Annotated in this window: 8 protein-coding genes; 5 read left to right on the forward strand and 3 right to left on the reverse strand. The window is 66.5% G+C overall.

All coding sequences use genetic code 11. The annotated features are described in order from the left end of the window. The first annotated feature begins 695 nt into the window (after positions 1-695). Genes ACFRMN_RS22570 through ACFRMN_RS22585 form a run of 4 tightly spaced genes read left to right on the forward strand, consistent with a single transcriptional unit; the run spans position 696 to position 6,431 of the window. Entirely contained in the window at positions 696-2,864 is a 2,169-nt protein-coding gene (locus tag ACFRMN_RS22570; RefSeq protein ID WP_383022269.1) for a restriction endonuclease subunit M, read from the forward strand. Then, the gene (locus tag ACFRMN_RS22575) at positions 2,861-4,198 is read left to right on the forward strand and encodes an AAA family ATPase (protein WP_383022270.1); all 1,338 of its coding nucleotides are present in this window, start codon (positions 2,861-2,863) and stop codon (positions 4,196-4,198) included. The genes ACFRMN_RS22570 and ACFRMN_RS22575 overlap by 4 nt, the downstream gene beginning before the upstream one ends. After that, positions 4,195-5,007 (forward strand): hypothetical protein, encoded by an 813-nt coding sequence (locus ACFRMN_RS22580; protein WP_383022272.1) that lies wholly within the window; start codon positions 4,195-4,197, stop codon positions 5,005-5,007. Before ACFRMN_RS22575 ends, ACFRMN_RS22580 begins: the two co-directional genes overlap by 4 nt. Then, the gene (locus ACFRMN_RS22585) at positions 5,004-6,431 is read left to right on the forward strand and encodes a restriction endonuclease subunit S (protein WP_383022274.1); all 1,428 of its coding nucleotides are present in this window, start codon (positions 5,004-5,006) and stop codon (positions 6,429-6,431) included. The genes ACFRMN_RS22580 and ACFRMN_RS22585 overlap by 4 nt, the downstream gene beginning before the upstream one ends. A gap of 115 nt (positions 6,432-6,546) precedes the next feature. Here ACFRMN_RS22585 and ACFRMN_RS22590 read toward each other — a convergent pair whose 3' ends face one another. Together ACFRMN_RS22590 and ACFRMN_RS22595 are read right to left on the reverse strand one after the other, a co-directional pair. After that, entirely contained in the window at positions 6,547-6,765 is a 219-nt protein-coding gene (locus ACFRMN_RS22590; RefSeq protein WP_383022275.1) for a DUF397 domain-containing protein, read from the reverse strand. Then, positions 6,744-7,592 (reverse strand): DUF5753 domain-containing protein, encoded by an 849-nt coding sequence (locus tag ACFRMN_RS22595; RefSeq protein ID WP_383022277.1) that lies wholly within the window; start codon positions 7,590-7,592, stop codon positions 6,744-6,746. The genes ACFRMN_RS22590 and ACFRMN_RS22595 overlap by 22 nt, the downstream gene beginning before the upstream one ends. A gap of 609 nt (positions 7,593-8,201) precedes the next feature. On the opposite strand from ACFRMN_RS22595, the gene ACFRMN_RS22600 reads away from it, so the two are divergent. Then, on the forward strand, positions 8,202-8,444 hold the full coding sequence (locus tag ACFRMN_RS22600; protein ID WP_383022279.1) for a hypothetical protein: 243 nt from the start codon (positions 8,202-8,204) through the stop codon (positions 8,442-8,444). A 30-nt stretch (positions 8,445-8,474) separates the two neighbouring features. Here ACFRMN_RS22600 and ACFRMN_RS22605 read toward each other — a convergent pair whose 3' ends face one another. Next, positions 8,475-10,607, reverse strand: coding sequence for an AIPR family protein (locus ACFRMN_RS22605; protein ID WP_383022281.1), 2,133 nt, complete (start codon positions 10,605-10,607; stop codon positions 8,475-8,477). Between the last annotated feature and the right edge of the window lie 19 nt (positions 10,608-10,626).

A 10,626-nucleotide genomic window follows, 5' to 3' on the forward strand; every position in this document is an offset into this window, starting at 1 on the left:
GGCTCCTGTCCAAGACGTTGACCTGCTGCTTTAGTGCCCCAGATGCTGGGGCGATCAGGTAGGCGAGGCCCTTGTTGGGCAACGGGGTGGCCAACGATGCGTGATGCTTGTCAGAACTGCTTGCCGGGGCCGGTTATTTATCGATGTTTGTCTTGTGCCTTTCTGACAAGAGCGAGGCCCGCGGTGGCGCTCTGAGGTGGGCGCAGGTATGGCCCCGGAGCGCACATATTCAGCTACGGGTCGCGACCCCGAGGACGACGAGCCGAGATCGGCTGCTCGCGGCGCGCGTCACCGGCGTCAGCCTGGACCTCCGGGGAGGGGAGAGCGGGGGCAGAGTGGCGGCCTCCGGCTCGGTGATCCGGCTGTGGACGGTGCGATCACCATCCTGCCCATCGGCGAGGGCGAGGAGACCACCACCCTGCTCCTGCCGCCCGACAACCCGGCCTACAGCAGTGGTACGGCCGTCTTTTCAGACGGGGCGGCGACCGGCTGGCGACAGTGCGCACGCGGGCATCCGCCGCTGAACCGGGCCGGGTGGGGCCCCTGCGAAAGCCACTACCCGGTCGTCCTGTCCTACAGCTGTCGGCAGCAGCGGAAAAGTGGGGGAGAAGCTACTACTAAAGTGGGGCTGGCAGCGCACGAGGGCCCCTTTGACGGCACGGTCGGCGAAAGTCGGGACGGAGCAGACGGTACATATGGCGGACGAGCAGTTGGACCTCGGAATTCCCTTGCCGGAAGGGTCGAGGGGCAAGGGCGGATCCACAGAACGCTCCGACCATGTTGGTCCCCCTCGCAGGCTCGGCGACGACGAGACGATCGACTACATCAGCAACAAGGATGTCGTCAAACTGACTGAGGCGGAGGTCGTCCGTCAGCGCATCGCCAAAGTGCTCGTCCATCAGTACGGCATCAACCCCGACGACATGGTTCGTGACTACGTGCTCCAGGTCCCCAATACCGAGACGGGGCGGACGAGCCGCAGGCGCGCCAGTATCGCGATCTTCGAGCCCGGCAAGCCGAAGAGCCCGGAAACCCTGAAGCGCATCGTCGTGACCAAGGCCCGCCCTAAGGGCAGCCGTACTGTCACCAAGATCCGCACCTACGCCCAGGCGGACGCACAGCTGGCGGAGCTTCGCGAGCTGATGCTCGCCGCCGGGCCGTCCTGCACGCTGGGCATGTGGACCGACGACAAGGACCTGTACTTCGTCGAGCGCAAGGACACCCGCTTCGAGCCGGTGTTCCACCCGCTGCCGAACTGGCCGAGCGGCGACGCCGAGGAGTTCGACGCCACGCGGGACGCCTCCTCGCTGGCGGAGATGCGTCATGCCGACGAGTACATGCTGCGCTTCGCTTTCCGGCGCTGCCACAACTTCATTCACGGCAATGAGGGCCTGCCCAAGGACGCCGCCTTCTGGCAGTTCCTGTATGTGCTGTTCGCCAAGATCCATGACGAGCGGCTGGTCCGGGAGAACGGCCGAACGCCGCGTTTCCGAGTGGGTATCGAAGACCTGGATCCCGAAGGTCACACGGGCAGCCCCGCGGTCGCCGCGCGCATAAAGGAACTGTTCGAAGAGGTCAGGAAGTTCTACGCGGACCAGCTCCTGTTCGATCACCGCGACGAGCTGACCTTGTCGCCCGCGGCCCTCACCTTCATCACCGGCGAGCTGGCTCCGTTCAACCTGTATGCCACGCCGATCGACGCGAAGGGGGTGGCGTACCAGGAACTCGTGGGTGACAACCTGCGTGGTGACCGCGGGCAGTACTTCACCCCCACCGGCGCCGTGCGACTGATGGTCGACATCCTCGACCCCAAGGAGCACGAGACCGTCTTCGACCCCTGCTGCGGCACGGGCGGCTTCCTCCGCGAGACCCTGAACCACCTGCTGGACCAGTGGAAGCCCAAGAACGGCACCTTCACCAGCCAGCAGTATGCACAGATCCTGCCCCCGCTGCGCAGGAAGCTCGCGGACTACGCGCGCGGGCACATCTTCGGCGCCGACTTCGACCCGTTCCTGCGCCGGGCCACCGCGATGAGCGTCATGATGCTCACCGATGTCGCCGGCAACGCCTTCCAGATGGACTCGATCGCCTTCCCTGACGGCCATCTGCCGGGTAACGAGGAAGCGCGGAAGGTCCCGGAGATCCAGCTGGGCAATGTGGACGTCCTGATGACGAACCCGCCGTTCGGCGCCGACATCCCCTTTTCCGAGGCCGCCGTCCTGGGCAAGTACCGCGCGCGTGCCCGCAAGTGGGGCGTCGCCTGGTCCTACTCCCGGGAGAAGGACGGCACGCTGAAGCCGTCGACTGTTCCTGCCTCGGCCGTCGCCCCGGAACAGCTCTTCGTCCAGCGGGCCATCGAGTGGGTCAAGCCCGGCGGACGTATCGGCATCGTCCTGCCCAACGGCATCCTGTCCAACCCGGGCCCGTCGGACGAGGCGGCACGCAGGCTCATCCTTCAGGAGTGCTGGGTCATGGCCAGCATCGAACTGCCGGTGGAGACCTTCATCGTCGAGGCCAACGTCAACATCCTCACCACCCTGCTCTTCCTGCGCCGCAAGACCGAGCAGGAGAAGCAGGAAGAGGGCATGTACGGCGCGGCCGACTACCCGGTGTTCATGGCCGTCGCGGAGAAGGTGGGAGTCGACCGCCGGGGGAACCCGGTCCTGGTCCGCTCTCCCGAAGGGGACGTGATCACCGAGGAGTACGAGGAGACGGAGGTCCTGCGCATCGGGCGGAGAGAGGTGTTGCGTACCTTCAAGCGTCAGCGCCCCATCGTCGACAACGACCTGCCCAAGATCGCGGAGGAGTACCACGAGTTCGTGAAGCGGCATGAGCACGCGTTCCCGTGGAAGGCCCGTACGTGATCACTCGGATCGAGGCCTACAATTACCGCTGCTTCGAGAACCTCGCCATCGATCTGTCCCGCTTCCATGTCCTCGCCGGGGCCAACGGCTCGGGCAAGAGCACGCTGCTGGACATCCCTGTCCTGCTCCGTGACCTGCTCACCGTCCGGCAGATCGCGGACGCGTTCCTGGCCCCCTCCCCGTCCACCGGCCGGCCGCCACGTGCGCTGTCCCTCGCCGAATCGTCCCACCGGGGCCAGGGGGGCGGCTTCGGCTTCGCCCTTGAGGCCGTTCTCCCGGGGGAGATCGCCGACGCGATCGCCGAATCCTCACGCGATCTGCGGTTCCCGGTTCCCACGCATCTGCGGTACGAACTGCATCTCGCGCCAGTGGACAGCGGTCTGGGTATGGAGGTCGCGGGGGAGTACCTGGTGCTCTTCCACGAGGACCGTCCGGTACGCCCGATCCCAGGGGACAAGGCGTTCGAGGACCCTGACGCATTCCGGTTCACCGGCCGCGGCGGCAGCCGACGCAAGCACTATGTCTGGGAGGACTCCTGGCGCCCGGTGATCGCCCGCACCGGCGGCCCCGTGGTCCGCTTCACCGACGAGACCGGCCGCGAGAAGCAGCTCACCCTCCAGAGCCAGCACAGCAGCCTGGCCCTGGCCAACGTTCCCTTCGATGACACCCAGTTTCCGGCCGCACTGTGGTTCCAGAACCTTCTCCGGGACGGCGCTGTCCTCTACGACCCCGAGTGGTCCGCGCTCCGTCAGGCCGCCCCGCCCGCCGGTCGTGAGCCGGTACTCGACACCCAGGGCCGCAACACCCCCTGGCTTGCGCTCCAGCTCAGCCGTGAGGACCCGGAGCTGTACGGCGCCTGGGTGGATCTCGCCCAGCTCGCCCTGCCCCAGGTGGAACAGGTGGAGGTCGTCGAGCGCGAGGAGGACCGCTACGCCTACTTCCGCCTGACCTACTCCGGCGGCTACCAGGTCACCTCCTCCGGCCTGTCCGACGGCACTCTGCGCGTACTGGCGCTCACCCTCCTCCCGTACCTGCCCCGCACCCCTGCCCTGCTGCTGACCGAGGAGCCGGAGAACGGCATCTATCCGAAGGCCATCGAGATCGTCATGCAGGCTCTGCGGAACGTACGCGGCAGCCAGGTACTTGTGGCCACCCAGTCACCCCTGGTACTGGCCAACGTCGGCCTCGCGGACGTACTCGCCACCCGCATGGATCCGGCCACCGGCGCGGTCACCGTCGTACGCGGCGACCAGCATCCCCGGATGGCCGACTGGCGGGCCGGCCTCGACGACCTCGACCTCGGCACCCTCTTCGCCACGGGGGTGTTCGAGTGACCCGGGCCAACGCCAAGCGGAACCGCGCCGCCGGGCGGGGGAGTCCGGCGACGCCTGTCGTGCCCCGGCAGGCCGCCCCGGTGGCTGAGGAGACCAAGCGGGAACTGGTCTTCCTGGTTGCGGACAAGGGCATGGAAGCCATGATCGGCGCCTTCTTCGGACGACCGGATTTCCATCACAAGCTCCGCTGTGCCCCCTTTGACTTCAACCCCAAGACCGACATCGTGCGCGCCGGCGGCCACGATCCCGGACTCGTGAAGAGGGAAGCCGGGCTGATCCTCAACCGGCGCAGGCACGAGTTCCGCCGCGCGATCGTGGTCGTGGACCACGCCTACGACAACCCCCTCGACCCGGACCGGATCCGCGAGCGGATCTCCGCCCAACTCGACGGCACCTGGGAGCAGTTCGCGGTCGTCGTCATCGAGCCGGAGCTGGAGAACTGGTTCTGGGTGGACTACCCCGACCTGGTCAAGAAGGTCCTGCTGTGGACGGCGAAGGGCGGCGACCGCACCCCCAGGGAAGTACTGGCGGAGGCGGGCCTGTGGCAGGCCGGAGCCGACAAGCCGCTCGACCCGAAGAAGGCGGTGGAGTACCTGTACGAGAACGGGTACAGCCGTGACATGCTCAACGGCATCTTCAAGCGGCTGGCCCTGGCGCTGCCGTCGGTGCGGGGGTGCACGGACGAGTCGTTCCGGCTGCTGATGGCCACGCTCGCCGAGTGGTTCCCGGCCACGGACGGACGAGCGGTGACGACTCACGCATCGACTTACGCGGTGGACAAGACGGAACAGACGGAGCACACGCAGTGAAGATCGCGTCCAACGAAAACCCGGTACGGATCGGCTGGCTCACGGAGCAGGGGCTTCGGCTGGACGCGGCGCCCTATCTGTCGGGGGCGTTCGCGGCGAAGCAGTTGCTGAAGCGGCTGCCTGTGGACAAAGATTCCCTGGCCGACCTCACCGGAGGGCACAACGGGGGGATTTTCAACGGCCCGAAGTTCAGCCGCGTGTACGTCAATGATCCCGAAATCGGCGTTCCGTTCCTCGGCAGCACCGACATGATGGAAGCCGATCTCACTCACCTGCCGTTGCTCAGCCATGAAGTAGCCGACAAGTTTCCCTATCTCGATGTTCAGCCGGGCATGACGCTGATTTCCTGCTCGGGGACCATCGGGCGCATGTCGTATGTGCGAACCGACATGCAGGGTATCTGGTCCTCCCAGCACGTGATGAAGATCCAGCCGAACCCGGACCGTGTGCCGTCCGGCTATCTCAACACCTTTCTACGCAGCCGTTTCGGTGTTCCCATCATTACCAGCCACGCCTACGGTGCGATCATTCAGCACATCGAGCCGCACCACATCGCGGACCTGCCTGTACCGCGTTTCGCTCCGGAAGTGGAGCAGAGTATTCACGAGCTTGTGGAAGAGGCAGCGCGGCTTCGGGCGGAGTTCCAGGCCGGGCTGGAGGCGGCGACCACGGACCTGTTCACCACGGCGGGACTGGAGGAGTTGCTCGACCTGCGGTGGCATGAGCAGCCTCGGGATCTGGGTTTCGAACAGAGGGGGCTTACGCCGACGAGTCTGCGGGCGCTCAATTACCAGCCGAGGGCCCGACGCGTCCTCGACGCACTGCGCAGTGTGGATCATCTAACGCTCGGCGAGATCTGCTCGGGAGGGAAGCTCGGATCCGGAGTGCGTTTCAAGCGAATTGATGCGGATTCTGGGCACGGCGCAGCTCGTTTGATCGGCCAGCGGCAAGGCTTCTGGATTCGGCCAGAGGGGCGTTGGATCAGCCCGAGCCAGGCTCCGCCGGGGATCTTTGCCAAGGACGAGACGGTGATGGTCGCTGCCCAAGGCACGCTGGGTGAGAACGAGGTGTTCTGCCGCGCGTTGTTCGTCACCGGATCCTGGCTTGAGCACGTTTACACCCAGCATTTTCTCCGGGTGGTCACAGGCACTCCAGATATCCCGGGTGCTTACCTCTTCGCCTTCCTCCGCTCCGAGGCGATGTTCCGCGTCCTGCGTTCCATGTCCACCGGAGGAAAGCAGCAGGACATTCACGAGGCCCTGCGCGCTCAGATCCCCGTTCCTCTCCTCACCGCACCTGACCGCGAACGCATTGCGGAAACGATCCGCACCGCATACCGGAAGCGCGACGAGGCCGACCAGAAGGAAGACCAAGCTCTAGAGCTGTTGGAGCAGGTCGTGTCGGGGCACAGCGCGACTGAGTGAGGACCGGGCGGCTCGAAGACACGAGGATTTTGTTCCCTGTGAGCTTAGGGAACGGCCCCCGAACGCGCCGATGCCTCGACTCCCGGTACTGCGGGCCGGGGCGTGAACAGAGGTGTCACACGATGGGTGCCGCGCCGTTCTTCACCGCAGTGATGAAGGCTCCCCAGGCATCTGGAGTGAAGGCCAGCGCGGGAGCAAAAGACGTCTTACTGTCGCGGACGGGGATGAACTCGGCGATGCCGTCGGCGACTTCGAGACATTCGTCCCCGTCCTGTCCACCGCTGTAGCTGGACTTGCGCCACTGGGCGGCGCTCAGATCTGGGGTGGCTCGCATGGCTTGAACTTCTCCATCGCCGCTTCGATCAACGCTGCGGACTGCTTCGGCGAGAGGGCGCAGGCTTTCATACGATCGTACTCGCGCATGCGTCGCGTCACGGTCTCGCGGTCGTCGAAGGTCTCCCCGCTGCCGCCGTCTTCCTGGTAGGCGGTAGTGGAGTTGTCAGGCGCCGTAATCAGGATGAAGGTGCCGTTCATCCCGGCGTACTCTTCTGCTTCGAACGGGATGATCTGAATCGTTGTTCGTCCTGTGTCCACCAGCGGTAGGAGCGCTGCGAGTTGTTCGTACATGGTCGATGGGCCGCCTACCGGACGCCGGAGGACTCCCTCGTCGAGAACCGCCCAGTAGTCGGGCGGATTGTCACCCCATAGAACCTCCTGGCGGCTCAAGCGCTTCTCTACCAGGTTGTCGATCTTCTTGGGAGTCGCGGTCGGGTTGCTTCGACGGAACATGGCGCGCATGTACGCCTTCGTTTGGAGCAAGCCAGGCACAAGAGTGGATCCGTACGCCTGAATCCGCTCAGCCTTCGCCTCCAACTCCAAACAGTGATCGAACCGCCGGGGCGTGTGCTCCCGCCTGACGACCCCCCACAACCCCTGGAACAACTCCCCCGTCCCGAATGCCACATCCAGCTTCTCGGAGATCGGCGGCAGTGGCAGCCGTTCTCCCGTCTCCACTCCATGCAGGTGCGTCTTGCTGTAGTTGACGACATCCGACAGGCGGTCCAGGGACATCCGGGCCAGCTGTCGCTGCCGGTGCAGTTCGGTCCCGTACAACTCCCGTGCCGAGCACGCGAGTTCGAGGTCACGTGCGCCAACCGTCATCCGTGCTGCCCTCCTTGTTCCCGTAGTTCCCGCTGTTCCAGGTCTCCGGAGGGGACGGATCACCCCCGCCGAGGGTAGCGACGGACGGCGACGTTAAAGGCACGAACGGTGATTCCCGTCGCTCGCACGCACCCTCGTTCTAGGAGATCCTTGATGGACGCTGCCCAGACGCCCGACGCTCCCACCCCCACCACCGGCCCTGCCCCAGCCCCATCCCCGGACCGGACCGGGCGCCCGCCCAACCCGCCCCCGACTACAGCGGGTTCTGGATCGGCTCGCGCGACGTCAGCCGACCTACGTTCCGGGCGCACCCTCCGCCGGAGCCGTACCGCTGCCACCACCGGCCGTCGGCGACCTGGCGTACGACACCAGAAAGGATCGCTACGGCGTGGTGATGGAACGTACGGGCGGGCAGGTGCACCTCCGCCCCAAGGGCGGTGGCCTGGACTAGGCGGCGCGGCCGGAGGGCATCGAACCGGCGGGCCAGGGTGAGGCGTTGGGCCCGCGCGTAGCCCGCGCCAATGCCCGTAGCCGGAGGGAGATCCTGTAAGCCGACGGAACCCACCGAGCCCACCGAACGCGCGAAACCCACCTGACCCGTCGCCCAAAGTGAACGCGAGCGCGTACGTCCCCGCCGCCGGGCTGCCCGGCATCCCCGTGGGCACCCTGGTCCGGGACACGGCGACCGGTCGCCAGGGCATCTTGCGGGACGCGTTCCCGTACGAGCCCCCGGACAGCCGGCCGGTCCCGGGTTCCGTCGCCCGGCCGCCCCAGCTGCTCGCCTTCATCCGTCCGGTGGGCGGCGGCCGTGAGTGGACCGCCGACCTGGGGGACGTCGTACCCCTGCAGTGAGGGCCAGCGCCCCCTCATGGCCCGCCGGGCTCAGCCGAGTTGGTCCTCGGTCGCGTCCAACTCGTCCTCGGCCCGCAGCTCCGCCGCCAGATCGACGAGTGAACCCTCACCCACCACGTGCCAGTAGAGCGTGCCCTGGACCTGCTGGTTGTTGTTCATGGCTTCCTTCCGCATCTTGCGGACAAGTGTGCTGGGGGCGTACGACTCGCCGTCCCCGGCCCAGACCAGCGGCTTGGACGTGTTGTTCCGCCATTCCGCCCGGCCCCGGGCCGGGTCGGCCGCCAGCCACGCGGACAGTCCCTGCCGGTCCGGCCGGGTCACGGGACGGAACTCCACGGGGGTGCCGTCCACGATCCGAGCCGCCTTGACGATGAGGCTCACGGCGTTGGTCGAGCGGGCCCGCTTGCCCTGGACCCGCTCCTCCACCCGGTAATCGGCATTGTCCGGGGCGGGTTCACCAGAGCGCATGCCGTCCACGACACGTCGTACGACCAGGCGGACCCGCTCGAAGGTGCGCATCGCGGTCAGCATCTGGCTGTTGCGGCCGTACGCCACGTCGACCGTGGCCACCAGCCAGCCGAGGGCCCGCTCGACGAGGTCCGGCACGAGGGCGAGCCGGGAGTCCCAGTCCGGGCCTTCCTTCTCGATGTCGGTGGTGTCCAGAACCTGGAAGATGACGTGGGTGATCAGCAGATCGCCGTTGCTGGCGGCGCTGGCCGCGCGGCCGAAGAGGTTGTCGCTCTGGACGGCCAGCGCGGTTTGTACCGCGCGCAGCAGCTGTACGCAGCGCCATACTCTCAGCGCGCCGAGCACGTTGCCTGTGCCCGAGCCGAACAGCGTGCGGTAGTTTTCCTTCTCCCAGAGCAGCGCGACGTCCCTCTTGGCCCGTGCCGCCATCTCGGCGGTGCGGTGGGTTGCCGCGAGGGCGATCGCCGCCTCGGTCATGGTGGTGCCGCTGTCGGGCTCGGGCGCGGGCTCACCGCGCTTGACGACGTACGTACTCCTCAGCGTCAGGGCGAAATCGTCCCGCAGAGCGATCTGGATCGGGTCCCTGGACTTCCAGTCCCGCTCCTCGATGGGGTTCTGCGTGTTGGTGTTGATCGTGACTTCGTCCCCGAAGCCGTCCGGGCACTCTTCGAGGGAGATGAGCCGGACGAGCACCCGGCCCCGGCGGGCGGACGAGGCGTTCCGCAGCATCGCGCGGGACATCGCGCTCACCGTCTGGGCACCGTTGACGACGCTGGCGCCTTCCAGTACGAACCCGGCACCGGCCCCCGGCCGGACCTCACCCCTGCCCTTCTTCACGATGCGGTCGCAGACCAGGGTGATGCCGTTGCTGAAGTACCAGAAGTCCTCGGGCCGCTCCAGAAGCGTGCCGTGGATCTTCTCGTTGACATCGCTGGAGTCGAGCGAGTCACGGATGTTACGGGCGAACAGGTGACGCTCGTGCTCGTCGTACCAGGCGGCGATGTCCCCGGCGGACATGGTGCCGTAGAAGGCCCGGTAGGGGACCTCTTCCATACCGACACTGTCGAGCCACGCCTCCAAGGTGATCTTCCGCTCGGCGTGCTCACCGAGGATCTCGCGGTACAGGCCGCGCAGGTCGATGACCTTGTAGTCCACCATCTCCTCTCCGGTGTGGCCCCAATTGCGCTTGGCCAGTTCGGTCTTGAGCAGATGCTGGGTGTCGGGGTGCAGGTCGGTGTCCGTCACCAGGGCGAGAACGAGCGTCACCCTGGGAGATCCGCTCTCCAGCGCTCGTTCCAGGGCTTCCGTATGTGGCTCGATACGTCTGTTGAACTTGCCGAATTCCAGGTTGAGAAGGTAATCGAGCCCCCGCAAGAGGTGGTCCACCTCGTTCTGCCCGAATCCCGCTGTCGCCTTCTCGCTCCACTTGGCCTGGACCAGAGTGACGTGCTGGCGATTACCGCGCTGCTCGACGGCCACGGCGTCGATGCCCCAGTCGTCCCGGCCGTCGATCACCGAGAGCGCCGCATCTCTGTCGCCGCACCCCGTCTCGCTCTTGACGGCCAGCGCGGCGACGGCCCGGCTGAGGAATTTCTTGTCCTTCTCGTGCTCCGAGACGTCCGTCATGTTGATCAGCGCCAGGAAGCGCTCGTTGAGCTGCTTACGCAGATTGCGGACGTGAACCGGATTCGACATGTGCCCTCCCCGTTGCCGG

Source organism: Streptomyces sp. NPDC056835 (genome assembly GCF_042789485.1).
Classification (GTDB): Bacteria; Actinomycetota; Actinomycetes; order Streptomycetales; family Streptomycetaceae; genus Streptomyces.